General features: G+C 44.5%; 19 protein-coding genes. 5 read left to right on the top strand and 14 right to left on the bottom strand.

Annotated features, from left to right (window positions below; all coding sequences use genetic code 11):
- Positions 1-34 precede the first annotated feature (34 nt).
- From WKT00_RS11350 to metG, 3 genes are all read right to left on the bottom strand, one after another.
- A complete protein-coding gene (locus tag WKT00_RS11350) occupies positions 35-799 on the bottom strand; it encodes a TatD family hydrolase (RefSeq protein WP_101696084.1) in 765 nt (254 codons plus the stop codon).
- A gap of 84 nt (positions 800-883) precedes the next feature.
- Positions 884-1,870, bottom strand: a complete 987-nt coding sequence (locus WKT00_RS11355; RefSeq protein ID WP_101696085.1) for a diaminopimelate dehydrogenase — start codon at positions 1,868-1,870, stop codon at positions 884-886.
- Positions 1,871-2,008: 138 nt separating this feature from the next.
- On the bottom strand, positions 2,009-3,979 hold the full coding sequence (gene metG / locus WKT00_RS11360; protein WP_101696113.1) for a methionine--tRNA ligase: 1,971 nt from the start codon (positions 3,977-3,979) through the stop codon (positions 2,009-2,011).
- Positions 3,980-4,457: 478 nt separating this feature from the next.
- Between metG and WKT00_RS11365 the strand changes: the two genes are divergently transcribed.
- Entirely contained in the window at positions 4,458-6,338 is a 1,881-nt protein-coding gene (locus WKT00_RS11365; RefSeq protein WP_340263718.1) for a DUF885 domain-containing protein, read from the top strand.
- On the opposite strand, the gene WKT00_RS11370 is transcribed toward WKT00_RS11365, so the two are convergent.
- Positions 6,247-6,774 carry a spore maturation protein gene (locus tag WKT00_RS11370; protein WP_101696114.1) on the bottom strand — a complete coding sequence of 176 codons (528 nt, stop codon included), beginning with the start codon at positions 6,772-6,774 and terminating at the stop codon, positions 6,247-6,249. The genes WKT00_RS11365 and WKT00_RS11370 overlap by 92 nt on opposite strands.
- Before the next feature lie 192 nt (positions 6,775-6,966).
- Between WKT00_RS11370 and WKT00_RS11375 the strand changes: the two genes are divergently transcribed.
- Complete coding sequence (locus tag WKT00_RS11375) at positions 6,967-8,328, top strand: MATE family efflux transporter (protein WP_340263721.1); 1,362 nt, start codon at positions 6,967-6,969, stop codon at positions 8,326-8,328.
- A 184-nt stretch (positions 8,329-8,512) separates the two neighbouring features.
- Complete coding sequence (locus tag WKT00_RS11380; protein ID WP_101696088.1) at positions 8,513-9,118, top strand: nucleoside recognition protein; 606 nt, start codon at positions 8,513-8,515, stop codon at positions 9,116-9,118.
- Between the two features lie 27 nt (positions 9,119-9,145).
- On the opposite strand, the gene WKT00_RS11385 is transcribed toward WKT00_RS11380, so the two are convergent.
- Positions 9,146-9,457, bottom strand: coding sequence for a rhodanese-like domain-containing protein (locus WKT00_RS11385; RefSeq protein ID WP_101696089.1), 312 nt, complete (start codon positions 9,455-9,457; stop codon positions 9,146-9,148).
- A gap of 297 nt (positions 9,458-9,754) precedes the next feature.
- Between WKT00_RS11385 and WKT00_RS11390 the strand changes: the two genes are divergently transcribed.
- Together WKT00_RS11390 and WKT00_RS11395 are read left to right on the top strand one after the other, a co-directional pair.
- On the top strand, positions 9,755-10,996 hold the full coding sequence (locus WKT00_RS11390) for a DUF819 family protein (RefSeq protein WP_101696090.1): 1,242 nt from the start codon (positions 9,755-9,757) through the stop codon (positions 10,994-10,996).
- Between the two features lie 138 nt (positions 10,997-11,134).
- A complete protein-coding gene (locus WKT00_RS11395; protein ID WP_101696091.1) occupies positions 11,135-12,109 on the top strand; it encodes a dipeptidase in 975 nt (324 codons plus the stop codon).
- 73 nt (positions 12,110-12,182) lie between these two features.
- Here the strand turns inward: WKT00_RS11395 and WKT00_RS11400 are convergent, their stop codons facing one another.
- The 9 genes from WKT00_RS11400 to WKT00_RS11440 all read right to left on the bottom strand — a co-directional run bounded on the left by WKT00_RS11400 (position 12,183) and on the right by WKT00_RS11440 (position 25,722).
- Positions 12,183-13,967, bottom strand: coding sequence for an aminopeptidase P family protein (locus WKT00_RS11400; RefSeq protein ID WP_340263726.1), 1,785 nt, complete (start codon positions 13,965-13,967; stop codon positions 12,183-12,185).
- Between the two features lie 15 nt (positions 13,968-13,982).
- Entirely contained in the window at positions 13,983-15,143 is a 1,161-nt protein-coding gene (locus WKT00_RS11405) for an AI-2E family transporter (RefSeq protein WP_340263728.1), read from the bottom strand.
- Positions 15,144-15,158: 15 nt separating this feature from the next.
- The gene (locus tag WKT00_RS11410) at positions 15,159-17,705 is read right to left on the bottom strand and encodes a cation-translocating P-type ATPase (RefSeq protein WP_101696094.1); all 2,547 of its coding nucleotides are present in this window, start codon (positions 17,703-17,705) and stop codon (positions 15,159-15,161) included.
- Between the two features lie 314 nt (positions 17,706-18,019).
- Positions 18,020-19,504, bottom strand: coding sequence for an L-fucose/L-arabinose isomerase family protein (locus WKT00_RS11415; RefSeq protein WP_101696095.1), 1,485 nt, complete (start codon positions 19,502-19,504; stop codon positions 18,020-18,022).
- 79 nt (positions 19,505-19,583) lie between these two features.
- Positions 19,584-20,285 (bottom strand): L-ribulose-5-phosphate 4-epimerase, encoded by a 702-nt coding sequence (locus tag WKT00_RS11420; protein ID WP_101696096.1) that lies wholly within the window; start codon positions 20,283-20,285, stop codon positions 19,584-19,586.
- 93 nt (positions 20,286-20,378) lie between these two features.
- Positions 20,379-21,983 (bottom strand): xylulokinase, encoded by a 1,605-nt coding sequence (locus WKT00_RS11425; RefSeq protein WP_340263733.1) that lies wholly within the window; start codon positions 21,981-21,983, stop codon positions 20,379-20,381.
- A 24-nt stretch (positions 21,984-22,007) separates the two neighbouring features.
- Positions 22,008-23,507 (bottom strand): L-arabinose isomerase, encoded by a 1,500-nt coding sequence (araA, locus tag WKT00_RS11430; RefSeq protein ID WP_101696098.1) that lies wholly within the window; start codon positions 23,505-23,507, stop codon positions 22,008-22,010.
- Positions 23,508-23,612: 105 nt separating this feature from the next.
- Positions 23,613-24,656 carry an ABC transporter permease gene (locus tag WKT00_RS11435; protein WP_340263735.1) on the bottom strand — a complete coding sequence of 348 codons (1,044 nt, stop codon included), beginning with the start codon at positions 24,654-24,656 and terminating at the stop codon, positions 23,613-23,615.
- Position 24,657: 1 nt separating this feature from the next.
- Positions 24,658-25,722: an ABC transporter permease gene (locus WKT00_RS11440; RefSeq protein ID WP_101696100.1), complete on the bottom strand. Its 1,065-nt coding sequence runs from the start codon at positions 25,720-25,722 to the stop codon at positions 24,658-24,660.
- Position 25,723: the final 1 nt, after the last annotated feature.

Genomic DNA, 25,723 nt, shown 5'->3' on the forward strand with positions numbered 1-25,723 from the left:
TTTAAACAAAGATTAAGAAAACATGAATTTTTCTTTACCAAATACGATACATCTCCCTCGCATTTGCCTCTGTTTGACGAACAACCTCTTCTCTAGTAATCCCTTTTAATCTAGCAATTTCATCCGCCACATAAGATAAATAAAGAGAAGAATTGCGTTTCCCTCGATACGGCTCTGGAGCAAGATACGGACAATCTGTCTCCAATAAAATGGACTCCAATGGAATTGCTTCCACTACTTCCTTTAATTTTCTCGCATTTTTAAATGTTACGACACCACCAACACCGATATAAAAGCCCATCTTAATATATTCCAACGCCATTTCTTTTGAATAAGAATAGCAATGAATCACACCGTTAAGTCCACTTGCATAATTCTTCATAATTTCCATCGTATCTGCAGCCGCTTCCCGACTGTGAATCAATACTGGAAGATTCTTTTCCCTCGCCAAATTAAGCTGACGAATAAACCACTTCTTCTGCATTTCATGGTTCTCCTTATTCCAATAATAATCAAGCCCAATCTCTCCGACCGCAACCACTTTATCTCTTTGAAATAATGTTTTCATAGACTCAAAAGATTCCTCATTAAGACTGCCAACTTCGTCTGGGTGAATTCCTACCGCCGCATACATAAACGGATACTTCTGAACCATATCCACAACTCGCTCGCAAGAATCATAGGTTGCGCTGACATTTACAATATTGCCCACACCACCCTCAGCCATAGAATCAAGAAGCGTTTCTCTATCCTCCGCAAACTGTTCATCATCATAATGCGCATGCGTTTCAAAAATCATAATATCCTCCATTTTTAATTTGGGACGGGGTTTTTTTCAAAAAACCCCGTCCCAAATTAAACTCTTTCCCATTATTATATATATTTACAAAATTGATGCTCGAAGCTCTTCCGGCGTTTTCTGTGACAACAATGCAGGCGCAATGTCAAATACCGTTCTCGCGCCACACTCCCCAGCTCTTGACAATCTATACGCTGCTCTTGCATACGCTACCAACACGCTTGCTGTAAATTCCGGATTGGAATCTAACTTCAAAGAATATTCTATCACGTGTTTGTTGCCGTCGGTTCCCGTCTCTCCCGTACGAATCACAAAACCACCATGCGGCATTTTACTATGATTTGCTTTTAGTTCCTCTTCGGTAATAAATGTTACGGTTGTGTCGTATTCATCGAAGTAATTTGGCATTGTCTTTATTGCCTGTTCAATGACCTCTTTATCCGCGCCTTCCTCTGCTACCACATAGCAGTCACGAAGATGCTTTTCTCTGGTTGTAAGCTGTGGCTCACTTCCTGTTCTCACACGGTCTACTGCTTCTTCAATCGGAACTGTGTACTGGATTGCATTCTTAACGCCTTCAATCCTACGGATTGCATCAGAATGTCCCTGACTTACACCTTTTCCCCAAAATGTATACGTACTTCCCTGTACTAGAATGGACTCTGCATACAATCTATTTAGAGAAAACATCCCTGGGTCCCAGCCGACAGAAATAATCCCAATGTTCCCACCACTTTTTGCTGATTTATCCACATTTTCAAAATATGCCGGGATTTTTGCATGAGTATCAAAACTGTCGATAATATTGAAGTTTTCCACAACCTGTGGACCCATAACCGGTAAATCAGTTGCAGAACCTCCACAAAGCATCATAACGTCAATCTCATCCTTCATCGAGAGCATTTCATCAAAGCTTTTCACTACTGCATCTTCTGTTGCAATCTTTACGGAAGATGGATCTCTTCTTGTAAATACTGCTTTCAATTCCATATCATCATTACGGCAGATTGCCTTTTCTACGCCCCTGCCTATATTACCATAACCAACTATACCAATTCTGATTTTTTCCATTCTTTACTCCTGCCTTTCTGTACACAGTTTCACTTCCAAGTTGCCACGGATATTTTATCACGAATCATTTTTTCGGTCAATTTGGGACGGAGTTTTTTTCAAAAAACTCCGTCCCAAATTAAAATCACCCTGTCCCTTTTAACAAATTTCTGCGCCGGCCGGCATCGCTTTTTCCGGTGTCATCAACGCCAAATTTCCATCCGCATCTTCTGCACAAAGAAGCATTCCTTCAGACAATACGCCTGCCAGCTTCGCTGGCTTCAGATTAACAAGAACCATAACCTTCTTGCCCACCATCTCTTCTGCACTATAGTCTTTCTTGATTCCAGAAACGATCTGCTTTACCTGACTTCCAATTTTCACTTGAGAGCAGAGAAGTTTCTTGGATTTTTTTACTTCCTCGCAAGCAATAATCTCTCCAACCTGGAACTGCATTTTCCCGAAATCTTCAAATGTGATCTCTGGTTTTGCCTCAATATCTATCACATCTTTGTCCGTCTCTTCTACATTTTCCTCTTCCTGCTTTGGATGAAGTTCTTCTACCTTTTTCAGCACTTCTTCCAAATCCAGTCTTGCAAAGAGAATTTCTGGTTTCTCTGTCACTTTGCCATCACCAAGCTGTGCCAGAATCTTTTCAGATGTCTCTGGCATAAACGGTGCCAGCTGCTTTGCTCCGGACTTAATACTTTCAATCAGATTATAGAGTACCGTTTCGAGACGATCTTTTTTATCCTCTTCTTTCGCCAACACCCATGGCATTGTCTCATCAATATACTTGTTGCAACGTTTAAATAAATTGAATATTTCCGTAATCGCATCTGCCACACGCAGCTCTTCCATCTTCTTCTCAACTGCTAATGGTGTCTGTTCCACAACGGATTTCAAATCTGCATCAATAGCAGCATTTTCATCATCCAGTGTCACATCCTTATTTGTTACAGTACCAGCAAAGTATTTATTTGTCATAGAAACTGTTCTGTTTACCAGATTTCCCAGTGTATTCGCAAGATCCGAGTTAATACGCTCAACCAGGAGTTCCCAGGAAATAACACCATCATTTTCAAACGGCATTTCGTGAAGCACGAAGTAACGTACTGCGTCTACTCCAAAGAAATCAACCAGTTCATCTGCATACAGCACATTTCCTTTTGACTTACTCATCTTTCCATCGCCCTGCAGCAGCCACGGATGCCCGAAAATCTGCTTCGGAAGCGGCAAATCCAACGCCATCAGGAAGATTGGCCAGTAAAGTGTATGGAAACGAATAATATCTTTTCCGATCAAATGCAGATCTGCCGGCCAATTTTTATTGAATTGCTCCGTGCTGTCTCCATCTGCATCGTATCCAATACCGGTGATGTAGTTGGTCAACGCGTCCAACCAAACGTAAACTACATGCTTGTCATCAAAATCTACAGGAATTCCCCACTTGAACGAAGTTCTTGACACACATAAATCCTGCAGCCCCGGAAGAAGGAAATTGTTCATCATCTCATTTTTTCTGGATACCGGCTGAATAAATTCTGGATGTGTGTTGATATGCTCAATCAATCTGTCTGCATATTTACTCATTTTAAAGAAATATGCTTCCTCCTTAGCCGGCTTCACTTCCCGTCCACAGTCTGGACATTTTCCATCTACAAGCTGAGACTCTGTCCAGAAGGATTCACATGGAGTACAGTACAATCCTTCGTAAGAGCTTTTATAAATGTCTCCTTTATCATACAATTTTTTAAATATTTTCTGCACCTGTCTCTCGTGATCTTCATCCGTTGTCCGGATAAATTTATCATAAGAAGTGTTCATCAGATCCCAGATCTTTTTCACCTCACCGGCAACATTGTCCACATAAGCCTTCGGCGTAATTCCCGCCTCTTCTGCTTTCAGTTCAATCTTCTGTCCGTGCTCATCCGTTCCAGTCTGAAAGAACACATCATATCCCTGGCTTCTCTTATATCTTGCAATTGCATCAGCCAGTACAATCTCATAGGTGTTTCCAATATGCGGTTTCCCAGATGTATAAGCAATCGCTGTCGTCATATAAAATTTCTTATTATTCTCCATTTTTCCTCTCCTTATTTCCTTTGTATAAACAGCAAACCTTTCCATAAGCATAAAAAAACTCCAATTTTTCCAAAATCAGAAAAATCAGAGAAGGCGGAATTTCCCGCGTTACCACTTCCATTCACTCCCACTTCACAGTCAGAGCCTCTGCAGGTGCCAATCCGGCAAATGTATCTCTTTTGCCATAATTGTCGCATCTTTCGCTATAAAGGGCGATCCCTTTGCAGCCTAATATAAAGTCTTGAAATCTATTTATTCTCATACCTTATGCTCAGCCGCACCACTCAGAAGCCATCTTCCGTCAGTCTCCATCTATCCCTCTCAGCATCCCCGCAAGCGGTTCTTAGGAATTCTCTGTAAAATGTCAAAAAACGTACTCTCTTCGTCATTGCGTTTGCCTATTTACCATGTTAGAAATCGTAGCATAATCCGCCCCTAAATGTCAAGGTCAACCAACATTTCTTCCTCCACATATCATACCGCTTTCCTTCATATATATAAGTAAAAACTTTAAGGATTCATTATGACCAAAAAACGTTCTGTAATTCTCCTTCTCTTCGCAAGCCTTCTTCTCCTTCTGACCGCTGCTCTTTCTCAAACTTCTGCTAAATCTGAGAACCAGCAGTTTGAGGACTATACCAAACAGTTCTTCCGTCAGGAAGTCTCCGGGAATACAATCTCACTCCATTATATGCTGAAAAATCCCACCGACTACGGCATTCGTAAAATTCCAGTGACCTATGGACACTGCTCAACTGACACCAAAGCCGCCACCGCTTCGATTCAACAAAGCCTGGAGCAGCTTCGCTCCTATGACCGGGCAAATCTATCCAAAGAAAATCAATTAACTTACGATGTCATGGAAGATTCCCTTACCCTCTCCCTTGCACAAGCCCCCTATCTTCTCTACGATGAACCACTTACTCCACTGACCGGTACGCAGTCTCAACTCCCCGTTCTATTGTCTGAGTACCAGTTCCATACGGAAAATGATGTAAAGACCTACTTAAACTTGTTAACTAAGACACCTGATTATTTCTCTTCTATTATAAATTTTGAAAAAGCGAAGGCACAATCCGATCTTTTTATGCCTGCTTACTGTGCCGATGCCCTTATAGAAGAATGTAAGGCATTCATCGACATGGGTGCGGATAATTATTTAATTTCTTCTTTTCAAAATCGCCTTGCTCCACTGCCCATCTCCAAACAACAAGCAGATCATTATAGAGAAGAAAATTCTAACTGCATTTCCAACTATGTAATTCCTGCTTATCAAAATCTTCTGACTGCCTTGGAATCACTAAAGGACAGCGGGAAAAACTCCGACGGACTTGCTCATCTTCCAAACGGAAAAAACTTCTACGAAACACTGGTTGCCGCCGAAACCGGTTCTCACCGAAGTATTCCACAACTTCAGGAACTAACCAAGCGACAGATGGCTGACGATCTCTCCTGTCTTCAAACGGCTTTAACCACCTGTAGGAAAGATCCCTTAGCCAGTTCTTCCTCCTCTGCTCCCCTTTCAGATCAGACTTCACTTCCTGATTTTGATGAGCCCGCCGAAATTTTAAGCACACTGTCTCAGAAGATGAAAAACGCTTTTCCAAAACCACCAGACGTCACTACAAACATCAAGTACGTGCAAAAATCAATGGAAGAATATTTAAGCCCTGCCTTCTATATGATTCCTTCCATCGACAACACCAAAAACAATACCATTTACATCAACAAAGGGCACCTTCCTGATGGATTGTCTCTTTTCACAACACTTGCCCATGAAGGATATCCCGGTCACCTTTACCAGACCACCTACTATGCAAGTCAAAATCCATCTCCCGTACGCAGTCTCTTAAACTATGGAGGCTATACAGAAGGTTGGGCGACCTATACAGAAATGATCAGTTACTACTATACCCCGCTTCCCAAAAATCAAGCCACCATTCTGCAAAAAAACTCCTCCCTGATGCTGGGTCTGTACGCCCTGGCAGATATGGGAATCCACTATGATGGCTGGACATTTGCAGAAACCGTTGCATTCTTCCGCCAATATGGCATCCAGGATACGGATACAATTCAAGATATCCACACTCTCATCATCGGAGATCCTGGTAATTACCTAAAATACTACATCGGATACGTAGAATTCCTGGAATTAAAGAAAGACGCTGTGGAAAACTGGGGAGATAAATTCTCCCAGAAACGATTTCACAAGGCCGTTTTAGATATCGGACCGGCCTCATTTGACGTAATAAGGAAACATCTGGGACGGAGTTTTTTGCAAAAAACTCCGTCCCAGATGTTTCTCTCCTTTTTCAACATATTCCCCCAGCCAGCACCATACTGGCTGCAAGCCCAGCCAAAGACGCAAACAGTGCTCCGGCCAGCGTATATCTGGTCCTGGTAACCTTAGCTGCCATAAAGTACACGCTCATTGTATAGAAAATTGTCTCGGTGCACGACATACTGATTGAGGCAATCAGTCCAATGTAAGAATCGGTTCCAAATTCTTTGAACACATCCAGTAAAAGTCCGGTAGCCGCCGATGATGAGAACATCTTCACCAGCGTCAATGGCACCAGTTCCCCCGGAAACCCAATCTTCCCGGTGAACTGCTGCATCAGCCCCGCCAGAAAATCCAGGAATCCAGACGCCCTCAACACCCCCACCGCTACCATAAGACCAATCAGCGTCGGCATAATTTTTAACACCGTAGCAAATCCATCCTTAGCTCCTTTCACAAAGGTATCATATACCTCCACTTTTTTCAGCACTCCGAAGCAGACAATTCCAAAAATAACCATCGGGACAATAAAGTCGCTGACCGCTAATAGAAACTTCAAAAAATCACCTTTCTTCCGTCTCTTGTTTCTCTTCCTGAAAGTATATGTCACTTTTCCGGCTTCTCATTCTTGAAATCCCACCATCAGGGTACTAAAATAGAATCAAACCCTCGCAGAACCGTTTACCAAATCGGCTTCAAAGCGCAGAGTTCTACTATATGCTGCCGCTATGGCGGCGGAACGGAGATTATCATGTCACAGCACACAGCTTCCAAAAATGATTTCAGCATCGGCAGCATTTCCGGGAACATCCTTCGTCTCGCACTTCCCATGACTGCTGCCCAGCTCATCAATGTTTTATATAATGTCGTAGACCGCATCTACATCGGCCATATTCCGCATGCATCCTCCCAAGCGCTGACTGGAATCGGGCTTACACTTCCCATCATCACCATCATTACTGCATTCGCAAATCTGTTCGGCATGGGCGGCGCGCCATTATTTTGTATTGCCCGCGGCGCAGATGAACCAGATAAGGCCGGAGCGATTATGGGGAATTCCTTTTCCATGCTGGTTCTCTCCGGCTTTTTACTTTCCATCCTCTGCGGCCTGTTCAAGCGACCGCTTCTTTACCTATTTGGCGCCAGTGACACAACCTACCCATACGCCGCTTCCTACCTTAATATTTATCTCATCGGTACATTATTCGTGATGATCAGCCTTGGAATGAATAATTTTATCAATGCGCAGGGCTACGGGATCACCGGAATGCTGACCGTTTCTATTGGCGCTTTGCTGAATTTAATTTTGGATCCGTTATTTATTTTTGTATTCCAAATGGGCGTAAAGGGCGCTGCCCTTGCCACCATTATCGCTCAGTTGGTCTCTGCAATCTGGGTTCTTCATTTCCTAATTTATAAAAAAGAAATTATTCCGTTGTCAAGAAAACAGCTTAAGCTACAGTCTCCACTGATCCGAGAAATTTCCGCATTGGGAATGTCCGGATTCGTCATGTCTATTACCAACGGTTCCGTTCAGATTATCTGCAATGCGACCCTTCAGCATTATGGCGGAGATATCTACGTCGGAATTATGACTGTCATCAATTCCATCCGAGAGATTGTCACCATGCCGGTAACCGGTCTGACTTCCGGTGCGCAGCCGGTTATGAGCTTTAATTACGGTGCAAAAAAATATGATCGTGTCAGATCTGCGATCCGTTTCACGACCATATGCTGTATCCTTCTTTCCCTGACTGCATGGGCGTTGCTTTTTTGTTTCCCACATTTTTTCATTCAGCTGTTTACCGACGAACCGGAACTTTTAAGCCAGGGCGTTCCAGCCATGCATTTATATTTTTTCGGTATTTTTATGATGTCCCTTCAATTTGCCGGACAATCCACCTTCACAGCGCTTGGCAAATCCCGTCAGGCCATCTTCTTCTCCCTGCTTAGAAAGGTGATTATCGTTATTCCACTGACCTTACTCCTTCCGGAAATCGCAGGTCTTGGAACCACCGGAATCTTCCTTGCGGAACCAATCTCCAATTTCATCGGAGGCACCGCCTGCTTTGTTACCATGCTGTTCACCGTCTGGCCTTCCCTGAAATCCTGATCCATTTCACGCTCCGCACTGCCTGATTTTCACACTTCACACTGTCCGGTTCCCACCCTTCGCACTTCCCGGTTCCCAGACTCTTCCTTTCTTTGCCCGAAAAGATCATACATATTAGATATTTCTCTGCATATCTGATATTTCCCCGCATATCTTATAAAAACGGTTCAAAGAAAGCGATCCTATGCTCAACTATCTCTGGGCAGGCATGATCCTGACCGGTGTCATCTTTGCCGCCTTCTCAGGAACCATGCCTGATATCACAAACGCAGCCCTTGACTCTGCAAAAGAAGCCATTACTCTTTGTATTACCATGATGGGCGTTATGTCTCTTTGGATGGGGCTTATGGAAATCGCCGCCAAATCCGGAATCATCCGCAGCGCATCCAGGCGAATCCGCCCGCTGATCCATTTTTTGTTCCCCCGCCTTCCCCATGGACATCCGGCAGAAGAAGCCATCACTACCAATATAATTGCCAACATTCTGGGCCTTGGCTGGGCAGCCACTCCCGCCGGACTAAAAGCAATGGAAGAACTATCGAATTTAGAACAGGAGCGCCGTGACAGCAGACTGCCTGCGCAAAAACAAGGCGTTGCCAGCAATGAAATGTGCACCTTCCTGATTCTCAATATTTCTTCCCTGCAGCTGATTCCAGTCAACGTCATTGCCTACCGCAGCCAATATGGAAGCGTCAATCCTGCCGCAATCGTTGGCGCCGCAATCATCGCAACCACTATCAGCACCCTCGCCGGCATCCTTTACTGCAAATGCAGGGATCATCATTTCTAACCAAAAGTGACCGGTTCCCCGCCTGATCTATACAACCAGCTTTCCTTTATATCCGGCAAGCCCGCCAATATTCTCTGCCTGATATCCATTTTTTTGCAGAAATTTCTCCGCACGCTTAGATCTTGCTCCACTTAAACAGTACACAAAGATAGGGGTATCTTTGGAAATGTCTATCGTTGGGATCTGATTAATCGGAAGATTCACGCTTCCTTCCAAATGTCCCTGCTTGTACTCTTCCACAGATCTTACATCCAAGAGTACCGCGCCCGGTGTCGCCTGCACTTTTTTGATTCCTTCCTCCAGATTTGGCATATCCTGTAAACGATCAAATAAACCCATATGTTTCTCTCCTTTTCTACGATAATGTTTCTTGGTTTCAGCATACTGCACACCCGTCCAAATCTCCGTGATCACATCACAATTCTTAAGAAAACACTCCGGATTTTCTGCATAGAAATCTTCTTTTGAATTTACATTTCCTCAAAATACGACAAACTATTATTAATAGTTATAAATATACCGACTTTTATCTATAAATATTGACTTTTATCGCCAAAAGTTATACACTAGTTTTAATCCAAACGATGAATTCAAAAAGTTCATCACGATTTAGACATCTGAAAGGAGGAAGAGAGTATGTGGGGACATATTTTCGATCTGAACAATCCGCTGATCGGAGCGGATAACACCTGGGTATTGTGGGCTATTTGTGCACTGGGAGCTGCTACTGCTATTTATTTAGAGCAGAAGTACGACTGGGCCGCAAAAGTAACGGGAGCAATCATTGCTCTGGTGCTCGCAATTATTTTATCTAACTTTGGTATCATTCCAATGGCTGCACCTGTATGGGATGCAGTATGGGGATACGTAGTACCGCTTGCTATTCCACTTTTGTTATTACAGTGTGATATGCGTAAAATCGGAAAAGAAGCTGGACGTATCCTGATTATTTTCTTAATTGGTTCTGTTGGTACTGCCTGCGGCGCACTCCTTGGTTACGCGGTTTTAGGAAACTTTATTCCTGAGCTTGACGGACTGGCTGGCGTATTCACCGGTACTTACATCGGCGGTACTGTAAACTTTGCTGCACTTGGCGCTGCATTTGAAGTATCTGGAGATATGATTTCTGCAGCTACTGTTGCAGATAACTTACTGATGGCATTATACTTCTTTGTACTGATCGCAATGCCATCCATCGGTTTCTTCCGCAAACACTACAAACATCCTTACGTAGATGAGATTGAAGCAGCCAGCGCTTCCGGAAACAAAAAAGCCGGTGAAACCAACGCAGCAGCTTTCTGGGGAAGAAAAGAAATCTCCTTAAAGGACATTGCTCTCGCAGCCGCTACTGCATTTACAATTGTGGCAATCTCCAATATTATCGGCGGCGTATTTACAGCAATTATTCCAACAAGCAATCCTGTATTGCAGATGCTTAACACCTTATTTGGTAACATGTATCTGTGGATTACTACCATTTCCATGGCATGTGCAACATTTGCACCTGGATTCTTTGGAGAAATCAAAGGAACAAACGAACTTGGTACTTTCCTGATTTACCTGTTCTTCTTCGTAATCGGTGTACCTGCATCTGTTCCGATGATTATTAAGAACTCTCCATTACTGCTTGTATTCGCAGCAATCGTAGTTGCAGTAAATATGCTCTTCAGCCTTGTAGCTGGTAAATTACTGAAATTCAACCTGGAAGATATCATCCTTGCTTCTAATGCCAACATCGGTGGACCTACAACCGCTGCTGCTATGGCTGTATCAAAAGGATGGACCAAACTGGTCGGACCAATCGTACTGGTTGGTACATTGGGATATGTACTTGGTACCTACTTCGGATTAATCGTAGGAAGTATCCTTGGATTATAAAAGATTTTGTCAATAGGGGAATTACAACTGAACAAAGATAAAGTTTTCATTGAGAGGAAGAATACAGGGGCGGATTCCAATATCGCTCCTGTATTTTATTAATTAAATATTTCACAAATAACAGAAAGGGGTCTGCTTATGAACTTTGATGCACATTGCGACATATGGACTGACGTTACACACCATTACTTGAATCAGGAACACGATATTTTTCGCAAATATCACTATGAACGCCTGAAAAAAGGTCAAATCGAGGGTGGCATCTTTGTAATCTGGAACGACCCTCCATTCGATGCCGATCCACTGAAACGTACCCATCAAATGATGGCTGCCATCACTCAGGAAGAACCGGAATGCGCCGACATCCTAAAGGTTTCCCGTTCTTACGAAGATATGATGAAAGCGAAGGAAGAAGGCAAGATGTATGCCTTCATTGGACTGGAAGGTTTAAAAAGCATTGGCGAAGACGTGGACATGATTGATGAATTTTATAAATTCGGTGCAAGACACGCAAGTCTTACCTGGAACGAAGAAAATCCTCTGGCAACCGGAGCTCTTGGCACTCCGGAACGAGGACTTACGGATCTCGGAAAGAGAGCTGTCCATAAACTCGAAGACCTGGGAATGATCCTTGATGTATCCCATCTAAATGATACGTCTTTTTGGGATCTGCTCTCAACAGCTCATGGACCGGTCGTTGCCACTCACTCTAACAGCCGCGCTCTCTGCAACCAGCGCCGGAATCTGATGGATGACCAGCTAAAAGAACTGGCCAGAACCGGAGGCATCGCCGGATTAAATTCCTTCAATGAATTCGTCCATGCCGAAGAGGACAAGCAGACAGTAGAAAATCTGGTAAAACATCTGGTACATATGGTAGAGGTAATGGGAATTGATCATGTCGGATTTGGATTTGATTTCTCCGAATTCCTGTGCGGCGATACCTTAAGCTCTTTCAGCAGCCAGGCAAATCCTTATACGATCGGTTTGGAAGATGCCTCCCACGTGCCAAACGTCATCGCTGAAATGAAGCGAGTTGGCTTCCATGAAGATGAGATTGAAAAGATCGCCTACAAGAACTGGCATCGTATTATCAAAGAAGTGATTAAATAGTGATTCACAGAGAAACCGCCACAGAAAAGTAAATTTTCCGTGGCGGTTCCCCTATCTAAAGTTTCCTTATTCTCTATATTTCTCTTGTGTATTCCAGAAGCCATACCCGCTCCTCTTCACTCAGATATGGCGATATCTCTTCATATACTTTCTTATGGTAGGCATTTAACATGCGCTTCTCGTCCTCGCTCATCATTTCCGGCACAATCGCGTCCAAATCCATCGGCACAAGGGTAAGCGGTTCAAAATACAAAAACTGCCCATATTCGTTCTGCTCTGCCTTTCGCACTAACAGCTCATTTTCCAAACGGATCCCGTGAGATCCTTCGATATAAATTCCCGGCTCGTCCGTAATCACCATTCCCTCTTCAAAGGCCGGCATTCCCCCGGGAACGCCCCTCCAGCGAAACGCAATCGGCCCCTCGTGGATGTTCAGAAGATAGCCAACACCGTGTCCAGTTCCATGCTTAAAATCCCGTCCCCTGTCCCAAAACGGCTTTCTGGAAAGGATGTCCAGATTCACACCCGTACACCCTTCCAAAAACTTTGCATTCGCCAGCGAAAGATTACTGATCGCAACCAGCGTAAAGTCTTCCTTCATTTCCTGAGGAATCTCTCCCAAAGCATAAGTTCTCGTAATATCCGTAGATCCTTCATAAAATCCAGCTCCCGTATCCATCAAAAACAACATCCCCGGCTTAAGCTCTTTGTTCGTCTCTTCTGTCGCCGAATAATGCACAATCGCCCCATGCTCTCCTGCCGCTGCGATCGGATCAAAGCTTGGCCTGATAAAATGCTCCTGTCCTCTTCGGAATTCATCCAGCTTCTCAGAAGCGCTGATTTCCGTAATCCGCTCCGTTCCTACGTGTTCTTTCAGCCATTTCATAAATCGGATATGGCATACACTGTCCTTCATCTGAGCCTTTCTAATATTCGCAATCTCCACGGGATTCTTACGACACTTGAACATCACCTCTGGGTTAGCGGCTTCCACTACCGCCACACTACCTGGGATCTCCCGGTACAATGCATAGTTCATGCGCGCTCGATCCAGAAGGAATGTCGTATTCGTAAGCTTCCCTATCTCCCGGTAAATCTCTTCATATGCAAAAAATCGGACTCCCGCGCGGACAAGTCTCGCCTTTAAGTCTTCTCCAAGCTTATCCGAATCGATATAAAGCCTCACTTCCCTCATACTAATTAATGAATAAGCCAGCACCATCGGAAAAAATGAAATATCATTTCCTCGAAGATTCAAAAGCCATCCAATATCGTCAAGTGTCGTCAAAACATGCCAATCTGCACCGACCTTTTCCATCTCCTTACGAACTCGCGCAAGCTTCTCTTCCACCGATTCACCCGCGTAGCACACATCCAGCTCAAATGCCGGTTCCTTAGAAAGGGATGGCCGATTCGTCCAAATTCTGTCAATCAAATCACTTTCATATCGGATCGCACCACCCTTAGCGGTCACCATTTTCTCATATTCACAGCCATCCTCCATAGAGATCACACGCCCATCAAATCCAAGGACACCCTGATCCGGAAGCATCTTTCTTACATATTCCTTCAACGTAGGAACTCCCGGTTCTCCCATCTTCATCAATTGAATGGACGTCCCTTTTAGTTCCTTTTCTGCCTGAATAAAATATCTTCCATCTGTAAAAAGAACAGCTTCCTTTGCTGTGATCACCGCCGTTCCTGCCGACCCTGTAAATCCGGTCAGATACTCCCTCGCATGAAAATAGTCTCCCACATATTCACTTTGGTGAAAATCAGCGGAAGGGACGACATAACAGTCTATCCCTTCCCGTCTCATTTCCACTCTTAACTTCTCAATTCTCTCTGCTGCCATCATCTTCGTCTTCCTTCCTCACACAATCTCTTCCGGAGAAATCTTCCGCTGCTTCAATTTCAGATACACAATCTCTCTAAATAAAGCATACACGACAGAAACCAGCGGAATAAAGATCAACATTCCCACGATTCCCAGCAGATTTCCTCCAATCGTAACCGCAGCCAGTACCCAGATGGACGGCAGCCCCACCGAACTGCCCACCACATGAGGGTAAATAAGATTTCCTTCTATTTGCTGCAGTACCAAGAACATTACAATAAAGATCAGCGCCTTCACCGGATCTACCATAAAGATCAAAAATGCTCCAACCACACATCCAATAAACGCTCCGAAGATCGGAATCAATGCCGTAAACGCAATTAAGATTCCCACCAAAAGCGCATATGGCAGCTTCAAAATCGTCATCGTGACTACGAACATGCTTCCTAAGATCACCGCTTCCACACACTGTCCCGTCAGGAAACTAGAGAAAGTATTATAAGTCAGAGCCAATACTTCCAGCGTTGCCTCTGCACGCCCCTTTCTTGCAAATGCGAACAGCACCTTCTTAGCCTGTACAGACAGCTTCTCCTTCTGAAGCAGAATATATACTGCAAACACAAATGAAATAAAGAATGTTGTCAAACCGCTCACGATACTTCTCGCCGCCGTCAGCGTTGAATTCAACACGCTTCCAGCACCGTTTCGGAAGAAGCCTATAACTGCATTCATAATCTTATTCCAGTCAAATTCCAGGCTGTTCACCCAATTCATAATCTCATCATTATTGTGAAACAGCTGATCTGCCCATTCCTGCACCTGCGGAATGAACGCCTGAATACTTTTTCCCAATCCGGCAAATGTACTCGCAAGCTGCGGCAGCACTACGAACATGACAAGCCCAACCACTGCGATTACCGCAAACAGCACAATCAGCATACTGACCGGTCTGGCAAGTTTCTTCATCCCTTTGGATTTCTCTCTTCGTTCTTCAGGAAAGAGGTGCCGCTCAATAAACGACATCGGCACATTCAGGACGAAGGCAATTGCTCCGCCCAAAATAAATGGAAACAGGATACCAAATACGAATCCCAAAATATCAAATACCATCTCGTGTTTCCACAGGCATACGATCACCAGCGCTGTAAACACAATCAGTCCTCTTATTTTCCTTATGGTATCACGATTTAACTCCATGAAGTCCTCCAATCCTTATTTTTCTTTCCGTGTACGGATCCATTTCAGAATCTGGATGATTGGCAGATTCAAAAGTGCAAGACCATATACGGTAAAGAGCTGTCCCATACTCAGGGTAGCCACCTTAAAGATACCGTGAAGCGCCGGAATTGTCAGCACACCGGTAATCAATACCAGACCGATTAAGAATGCTCCGATCAGGTAAATATTATTGAAAAATTTCTTCGTAAAAATCACCGGCTTCTTTGCCTTACAGTTGAATCCATGTACCAAACGGCTTGTACACAGCGTACCAAATGCCATGGTACTTGCAAGCAGCGCACCGCCGCTGTTTAATCCAATCAGGAACGCAATCATCGTCATCACGCCGATGCTTAAACCTTCTGTTCCGATGCTCAGAAGATAATCCTTCGTCAGAATCGATTCATTCATCGGACGCGGTTTCTCATTCATTACATCTTTGCTGTGAGGCTCTAATCCCAACGCAATCGCCGGAAGACTGTCCGTCAGCAGGTTAATAAAGAGCAAATGCACCGGGGCAAATGGAACCGGAAGTCCTGCGATGGACGCATACAGTACCGCAAGAATCGCTCCAAAGTTACCAGATAACAGGAACTGAATAGAATTCTTGATATTCTGATAAATATTTCGTCCATTTTCCACTGCTTTAACAATAGTTGCAAAATTATCATCTGTCAATACCATTGCAGCGGCATCCTTGGAAACTTCACTTCCTGTAATTCCCATTGCCACACCGATGTCTGCCTGTTTCAAAGCCGGCGCGTCATTAACACCGTCTCCGGTCATCGCTACGATATTGCCTTTCTCCTGCCATGCACGCACGATACGGATCTTATGCTCCGGTGATACTCTGGCGTAGACGGAGATTCCTTCTACGAAGCTCTTTAACTCTTCATCGGACATGTCCTCAATCACAGCGCCCTCACAGGCCTCAGACTCATCCTTCAAGATCCCGATTCTCTTTGCAATAGCTGCCGCTGTAATCTTGTGATCGCCGGTAATCATAATCGGCTTAATGCCTGCGCGGATACATTCTGCTACGGCTGCCTTAGATTCCTCACGCGGCGGATCCATCATAGAAATCAGTCCTAAGAAGATCAGATCCTGCTCATCTTCCAGTCCCAATGTTTCCTGCCCTTTTAGCTCTTTATAGGCAAATGCCAGCACGCGAAGTCCGCCTCTGGAAAATTCCAAGTTCTGCGCCTCGATTTTCTCTTTGTCCTCTTTCGTCAGTTCTCTTACAGTATCGCCAATTCGGATGGAAGTCATACGAGTCAGAAGCACGTCTACCGCTCCTTTGACGATCATGGTCTGCTGTCCCTGAAGTGTATGCACCGTAGACATCAGCTTTCTGTCACTGTCAAACGGAATCTCCAGCTGTCTTGGATACTGTGCTCTAACATCCGCAGCTTCTCTTCCCAACTTACTTCCCAGATTAATAAGAGCCGTCTCTGTCGGATCTCCAATCTCCTGTCCGTCTGCATTAGTGGAATCATTGCAAAGGATACTGCTCGTAAGCAGACGCTCCTGATTGCCGTCTGCAAGATCAATATCTGCTGCAGCAATCCGTTTCTCATCTACATAGTAATCTTCTACCGTCATCTTATTCTGGGTCAGCGTACCCGTTTTATCAGAGCAGACGATAGACACACTTCCCAGTCCCTCTACAGCCTGCAGCTTTCGGATGATGGCGTGTTCTTTCGCCATTTTCTGAGTACCAAATGACAATACAATCGTTACAATCGAGCTTAACGCTTCCGGAATCGCAGCTACCGCAAGGGCTACTGCAAACAGGAACGCATCCACTGCGGAACCACCGCGGATCACATTGATTCCGAATAAGATTCCACAGAAAATCAAAATAATAATCGACAATTTCTTTCCAAACTCATCCAGGTTGATCTGAAGAGGCGTCCGCTTTTCAGAGGTTGTCTTAAGAAGCTTCGCAATCTTTCCGACCTCTGTCTCCATACCGATCGCCGTCACTTCACAGGTCGCACGCCCATAAGTTGCAAAGCTTCCTGAGAATACCCGGTTGGTCTGATCTCCAAGGGCTGCGCCTTCCGGAACTTCATCAAGAGACTTCTCAACAGATAAGCTTTCTCCCGTCAGCGCACTTTCGTCCACCTTCAGGCTTGCACACTCTAATAATTTTCCATCAGCCGGGATACAGTCTCCCGCCTCAATGATCACTTCATCCCCGATGGTTACCTCTCTAGATGGAATCTGCATCAGCACACCGTCACGGATGACCTTTGCCTCCGGTGCAGACAGCTTCTTCAAACTATTCAATGACTGCTCTGCTTTTACCGTCTGTACGGTTCCAAGGATCGCATTCACCGTAATTACCACAAAGATTACGATAGAACTCTCCGCATCTCCCAGAAATCCCGATACCACAGCTGCAATAATCAGAATGATTACCAGAAAGTCCTTGAACTGCTCCAGAAAAATCTGAAGAGTGCTTTTCTTCTTGCCTTCTACAAGCTCGTTAAATCCATACTTTTCTTGGTTTTTCTTTGCCTGTTCACTTGTTAACATTTGTTTTCCTCACTTTCCTGCAATAGAAAAAGAGACTCCTATTGCATATATTTTCTATGCAATAAAAGTCTCACTATTTCATTACGATACGGATGATCTCTCATCGTATTGACGACATCGCAAACGCTGATTACTCATTTCCTATCAGCGCAAGTTACTCCCTTTTATTATTCCATAATATACAGGAAAATATACACGCTGTCAATATTTTATCTATATACAATTGTAAAACTATTATTAAAAGAAGCAGGCTCCCCCCTCATTGGAAACCTGCTTCTTCCTCTCTATATATTATCTTTGGTATTGGCTAAATCTTATCCCCATGGATTCTCAGTTGGGTACTTCACGCCTGCTGGCTGGTTGTATCCGATCTCTTCTACTGGAACTCCGATGTACTTAAATACTTCGTAAAGAGCTTTTCCATGGTGTCCGAATGCAACGGCTCCGTGATGTGGATATCCACCCTCGATCAGTACGTGACGGTAGAATCTTCCCATCTCCGGAATTGCGAAAATACCGATAGAACCGAAGGAACGTGTTGCTACTGGAAGGATCTCTCCATTTGCAATGTATCCGCGCAGAATGTTATCTGCTGTGCTCTGCAGACGGAAGAATGTGATATCTCCAGGCATGATATCTCCTTCTAAGGTTCCCTGTGTTACCTCTTCTGGAAGTGTTCTTGCCATGATCACCTGATACTTCATCTCTCCGCAGCAGATCTTGCTTGATGCTGTATTTCCGCAGTGGAATGCCATAAAGGTATCTTTGTGTGTATAATCGAATTTTCCTTCAATCTCAGATTTGTACATATCTGCAGGAACAGAGTTGTTGATATCAAGGAGTGTTACTGCATCCTGGCTGACAACAGTTCCGATGAACTCGCTGAGAGCTCCGTAGATATCTACCTCACAGGATACTGGGATTCCCTGAGATGCCAAACGGCTGTTTACATAACATGGAACGAATCCAAACTGTGTCTGGAATGCAGGCCAGCATTTTCCTGCGATTGTTACATATTTGCGGTATCCTCTGTGCTCCTCTACCCAGTCTTTCAGTGTCAGTTCGTACTGAGCCAGCTTGGTCAGGATCTCTGGTTTCTTGTTTCCAGTTCCTAATTCTTCTTCCATCTCTTTCACAACAGCCGGGATTCTCTCGTCTCCTGCATGCTTGTTGAATGCTTCAAAGAGGTCAAGCTCAGAGTTCTCTTCGATCTCTACGCCTAAGTTGTAAAGCTGTTTGATTGGCGCGTTACATGCTAAGAAGTTTAACGGTCTTGGTCCAAAGCTGATGATCTTTAAGTTCTGAAGACCTTCTACAGCACGTGCGATTGGAAGGAAGTCGTGAATCATGTCTGCACACTCTTCAGCTGTTCCAACCGGATACTCTGGGATATATGCTTTTACGTTACGAAGCTTTAAGTTGTAGCTTGCGTTCAGCATTCCACAGTATGCATCTCCACGTCCCTGAATCAGGTTGTCTCCAGATTCCTCAGCTGCTGCAACGAACATCTTTGGTCCATCGAAATGTTTTGCAAGCAGTGTCTCGGAAATCTCTGGTCCGAAGTTTCCAAGGTATACACAAAGTGCGTTACATCCTGCATTCTTGATATCCTCTAATGCCTGAACCATATGAATCTCGCTCTCTACGATACATACTGGACACTCATAAATGTCTGCCTCATCGTATTTTGCCTTGTATGCGTCTACTAATGCTTTTCTTCTGTTTACGGAAAGACTCTCCGGGAAACAGTCACGGCTTACTGCCACGATACCTACTTTAATTTTTGGAATGTTAATCATTGTTGTTATCTCCTTTTTCCTTATTTTTATATACAGGGAATGATTCCCTGTCTCCTATCCCTCTTGTCTGAACAGCCTTTTACTTTCCCGGCTGTCCATAATAAGCATTTGCTCCATGTTTTCTGTAGTAATGCTTATCCTGTAACTCCTGTGGAGCCGGCTCATTCTGTGGATTGATCATCTCACAGCGAGCTGCCATCTTAGCAACTTCTTCCAGTACAACTGCGTTATGTACCGCTTCGTGTGCATCTTTTCCCCATGTAAATGGTCCGTGGTTCTTGCACAGAACGGCTGGTGTCGCCTCGTAATCCCGTCCCTGACGCTCGAATTCATCTGCGATCAGTACGCCGGTATTCTTCTCATATGCCTCGTCAATCTCTTCTTTGGTCAGATTTCTGACGCATGGCACTTCACCGTACAGATAGTCTGCGTGAGTCGTTCCGTAACACGGAATTCCTCTGCCTGCCTGAGCCCAGCTTGTTGCCCATGGAGAGTGTGTATGTACGACTCCGCCAATGTTCGGGAAGCGGTTGTAGAGTTCTACATGAGTTGCAGTATCAGAAGATGGATTATATTCTCCTTCTACTTTATTCCCATCTAAGTCTACGACTACCATGTCTTCCGGTTTTAACTCGTCATATTCCACGCCACTTGGCTTGATTACGAACAATCCCTTTTCACGATCAATTCCGCTGACATTTCCCCAGGTAAATGTTACCAGACCGTATTTTGGAAGAAGCATGTTCGCTTCATAGACTTCTTTCTTTAATTCTTCCAGCATGTTTGTCACCTTCTCTTTTCTTTTTTCGGCTGCGCTGTTTCCTGCGCAGCCCTGCTCTTTTATAAGCGTTTTTAAAATAAGAATTTTCGATTCCTAGTTGAGATGTACTCCAGCTGCCTTCTCGATTTCGATTCCTGCTTTGTATCTCTCGATAAAGGTCTCGAATCCCTTCACATCCTCTGCGTCTGGGCTCATGCTTTCCCCTGTATCTCCGTGGAATACACGGTTTCCAAGGAAGTCGCCAAGACTTTCACCTTCTGCTTTATGAAGCATGTAGGATGCCAGAAGAGCCATTCCCCAAGGACCACCCTCTCCGGCTGTCTTCATAACAGATACCGGTGTGTCGATGGCTGCCGCGAGAAGCTTCTGTCCCACACCTTTGGTCTTGAACAGACCGCCGTGTCCCATAATGGTATCGATCGCAACATTTTCCTCTTTCAGAAGAATATCCATTCCCACTTTCAGAGCTCCAAGCGCTGTGGAAAGGTTTGCTCTCATAAAGTTTGCAAGATTGAAATTGCTCTTTGGTGTACGGACGAACATTGGTCTTCCTTCTTCTACACCGGTAATATTCTCTCCAGAGAGATATCCGTAAGAAAGAAGTCCGCCGCAGTCAACGTCTCCTTCCAATGCCTTGTTGTACAGAGTTCCGAACAGCTTGTTCATATCTACGTCGATTCCGAAGCTCTCTGCGAACTCGCGGAAAATTCCTACCCATGCATTTAAGTCGGATGTACAGTTATTTGCATGAACCATACCTACCAGACTTCCATCTGGTGTCGTTACCATATCAATCTCTTTGTGTACTTTCTGAAGTGCATGCTCCAGTACGATCATTGCAAAGATTGAGGTTCCTGCAGATACGTTTCCTGTTCTTCTTGCCACACTGTTAGTCGCTGCCATTCCTGTTCCTGCATCACCTTCCGGTGGACAAAGAGGAACGCCTGCTTCTAATGCACCGCTCTCATCTAAAAGTTTTGCACCTTCTGCTGTCAAAGTACCAGCCTCTTCTCCTGCCGTCTTTACAACCGGAAGAATCTCGGTCAGTGTCCATGGGAACTTCTTGTCTGCAATCAGTTCGTCGAACTTCTGAACCATAGCTGCATCGTAGTTGCCTGTCTCCATATCGATTGGGAACATACCGGAAGCGTCTCCTACTCCCAGCACCTTCTCCCCTGTCAGCTGCCAGTGAATGTATCCGGCAAGGGTCGTAATATAATCAATGTCTCTTACATGCTCTTCGCCATTTAAAATTGCCTGGTAAAGATGTGCAATACTCCATCTCTCAGGAATATTGTACTGGAAGAGTTCTGTCAGCGCCTCGGCTGCAGGACCTGTGGTGTTATTTCTCCAGGTACGGAATGGAACCAGTAAGTTTCCTTCCTTATCAAATGCCATGTATCCATGCATCATAGCGCTGAATCCGATAGCTCCGATCTTCGTCAGCTTCACGCCGTATTTTGCGTTCACGTCCTCGGTCATTTTGCGGTAGCTGTCCCGAAGTCCGGTCCAGATATCGTCTAATGTATATGTCCAGATTCCATTATCCAGACGGTTCTCCCACTCGTGATCGCCGGAAGCGATTGGGTTATGATCTTCATCGATCAGAACCGCTTTGATTCTGGTGGAACCAAATTCCAGTCCGAGAACTGCTTTACCGCTCTCGATGACTGCTTTGATCTGCTCATTACTACTCATCTTTATATCTCCCTTTCTTATCTATTATCTACGGTATACCGCATCGTTCCAACGCAGTTCATTCTTGAACTGGCGGATATTTGTATTCTTATCAATGTATACAGCTTCGATTCCCATAGCTTCTGCCCAGTCACCCATCTGCTCTGCCGTTAAGTCATAAGAGAATGCTGTGTGATGTGCGCCGCCTGCCAGGATCCATGCTTCTGCGCCTGTCTGAAGGTTCGGCTGCGGTGTCCAGAATGCAGTTGCAACCGGAAGCTTCGGCATCGGTTTCTCGGTCTTCTTGCAGTCTACATCATTGATGATCAGGCGGAAACGATCTCCCAGGTCAATGAGGGATGTCGCAATCGCCGGACCTGTCTTAGAAGTAAATACCAGTCTTGCCGGATCCTCTCTGTCACCCATGGACAATGGCTGGCATTTGATGCTGATCGGTCCGTCTGCAATCGTCGGACACACCTCTAGCATGTGCGCCTGCAGAATTCCTTCTTTACCCGGAACCAGATTGTAGGTGTAGTCTTCCATAAAGGAAGTTCCCTTGGCATCCTTTACGCCCTGTGCCATAACCTTCATTACACGAACCATGGCTGCCGTCTTCCAGTCTCCTTCTCCACCAAATCCGTAACCTTTCTCCATCAGTCTCTGGATTGCAAGTCCCGGAAGCTGCTGAAGCGCTCCCAGATCTCCGAAGTGGGTTACGATTGCCTGATAATTCTTCTCTTCTAAGAAACGCTCGAATCCGATCTCAATTCCAGCCTGAACAGCTACGTGTCTGCGGAATTCTTTCTCATCTCTTCCTTCCAGAAGGATGTCATATTTATCGTAATATTCTTCTACCAGCGTATCAATATCTGCCTGAGAAACGCAAGCCACAGCTTCTGCAATCTCGTTCACCGGATAAGCGTCTACTTCCCATCCGAACTTGATCTGTGCCTCTACTTTGTCGCCTTCGGTAACGGCTACATTTCTCATATTGTCTGCAATACGCATTACACGCACGTGACGGCTCTCAACTACGCCGACTGCTGTGCGCATCCAGTCGCCGATCCGCTTCTGAACGTCTGCATCTTCCCAGTAGCCCATCACGATCTTTCTGACCTTTCCAAGACGGGTAAAGATATGTCCGAATTCCCGGTCTCCGTGAGCTGCCTGGTTCTCATTCATAAAGTCCATATCAATGGTATCGTATGGAATCTCTCGGTTGAACTGGGTATGGAAGTGAAGAAGTGGCTTTCTGTACTCCTGAAGTCCCATAATCCATGATTTTGCAGGAGAAAATGTGTGACACCAGGTAATTACACCTGCACAATTCTCGTCATTGTTTGCTTCATTGAAAGTCTTTCTGATCATCTCGTTCGTCAGAAGCGTTGGCTTCCACACTAATTCAAAAGGAAGATTTCCAGATGCATTTAAGCGCTCCACCATAATTTGGGAATGCTCTGCTACATGCTCTAAGCATTCATCTCCATACAGATCCTGAGATCCTGTACAGAACCAAAACTGATATTTTTTCGTTGTTAACATAGAACCTGTCCCTTTCTATTCCATTGATATTTTGATATTTTCATTTTTTATAACACATAAAACGATGTACAGACCTTTTCTCCCGACCTGCACATCGTTCTTTACTTAGTTAGACTTACTCTTACGTGCCATTATCACACTCTGGATTACGAGGAACAGACACAGCATTGCTGCAACTGTAATTCCTGTCCACCATGCCTGATCAAGTCCGGCAGAAGATACAATATTCTGAATTGTACTCAGTGACATAACACCGAAGAAGGTTCCGATAATGTTACCTACACCTCCGGTCAGAAGTGTTCCACCGATAATGGATGACGCAATTGCGTTCATTTCCATACCTGTTGCATGGGATGGAGCTCCTGAACCTACGTGAAGGAAGTATACATATCCTCCGATTCCTGCCAAAAGTCCACAAAGCAGGTGCGCGATAAAGCGTGTTTTCTTTACATTGATACCAAGCATCAATGCGCTCTGTCCATTTCCACCTACTGCGTAGAAGCTTCTTCCAAGCTTAGTGTAACGCAGTGCGAAGAATAATGCGATTACTAAAACTACGGCTACGATTACACCGATCTCTACATAAGCGTCTACATATTTGCCAACTCTGTTGACTGTTCCCATTCCCGGAACAATCACACGAGTATCTTTTAATGCCACAAATGCTTCATTCTCTACGTTGAATGGGTTTGTATGTACAATCGTTGTCATACCACGGGCAAAGAACATTCCTGCCAATGATACGATGAACGGCTGGATGTCAAGGTATGCTACCAGATATCCTTGAACCAGACCAAATGCAAGACCGATACCAACTGCAATCAGAAGGGAAACGAATACATTTCCGCCCATCTTGTCAAGGTATACTGCACAACACATACTTACAAGAGCTGCTACACCACCGACAGAAATATCAATACTTCCCGTGATCATAACCAAACTCATTCCACAAGACGCGATCAAAAGCGCTGCATTGGCATTTAAGATATTAAAGAATGTCTGTGGTTTTAAGAAACCACCGCCCTGGAATACAATTGCTCCGATATACATCAGGAAGAATACAATCACGGTAATCATCAGAAGCAGATTTGTATCTGACATGTTTTTCAATCTATTCTTACCGGTTGCTGTCTTATTCATTTTAGCCATTTTAAGCAACCTCCTTTGCCTGTGGTTTTAACTTCTTTGCCAAACCGGCAAATTTCTTTCTTACGACCGGAGCACTGCTGACAACAAGTGCAATAACAACGACTGCCTTATATGCAGAAAGTGCTGCAGAATCTACGTTGAACTTGTAAAGTGTTGTTGTCAGGAACTGAATTACGTATGCACCTAAGATAGAAGCAGCCATGTTGAACTTACCACCACTTAATGCGTTACCACCAAGCGCTACTGCAAGGATTGCATCCATCTCGATATCTTTTGCGATAACAGAGTAGTTGATGGAAGACAGACGGCTTACCTTGATCAGACCTACAACAGCTACACACAATCCTAAGATTACGAAAGCCAGGAATTTGATGAATGCAGGGTTCAAACCATTTAATCTGGAAGAACTTGCATTGATACCTACTGCCTGTGTATATAATCCAAGGTTCGTGTATTTCAGAGCTAATCCTGTGACTAATACACAAATCAGCATAATAAATACCGGTGTTGGAATCGGAATTCCAGGGATAAATCCACCGTATACTCCAAAGGACTCTTCACTGATTACCGGCAGCTCATTGTTGTTTATCCAAGCTGCGATAGAACGACCTGCTGTAAATAAAATCAGCGTTGCGATCATTGGCTGAATATTAAACTTTGCAACCAAAAGTCCGTTAAATGCACCACATGCCATTGCTGCCAGACATGCTACTAAAAATGCTACGATTACTGGCGCCTGTAATGTCTCTGGACGAGAGTTTGTTCCGCAAAGTACACGAAGAATAACGGAACCTGCGATAGCTACTGTCGCACCCACACTGATATCCTGTCCACCGGAAGCCGCTGTAACAAGCGTCATACCGATTGCAAGAATTGCAAGCTCTGAACCGTAGTCCAGAATTGTGATCAGATAACCAGACAGAACTGGATTTCCAGCGCTGTTAACATCCATTGTAACTTTATAGAAAGACGGATCTACGATCAGGTTAAATAACGCAAGAAGCACCAATGCCACGATCGGAATGAAGATCTGTTTTCCTCTCATTTTATTTGTAATGTTCTTCATA

The organism is Dorea sp. ICN-14282 (genome assembly GCF_037890115.1).
Taxonomy (GTDB): domain Bacteria; phylum Bacillota; class Clostridia; order Lachnospirales; family Lachnospiraceae; genus Dorea_B; species Dorea_B phocaeensis.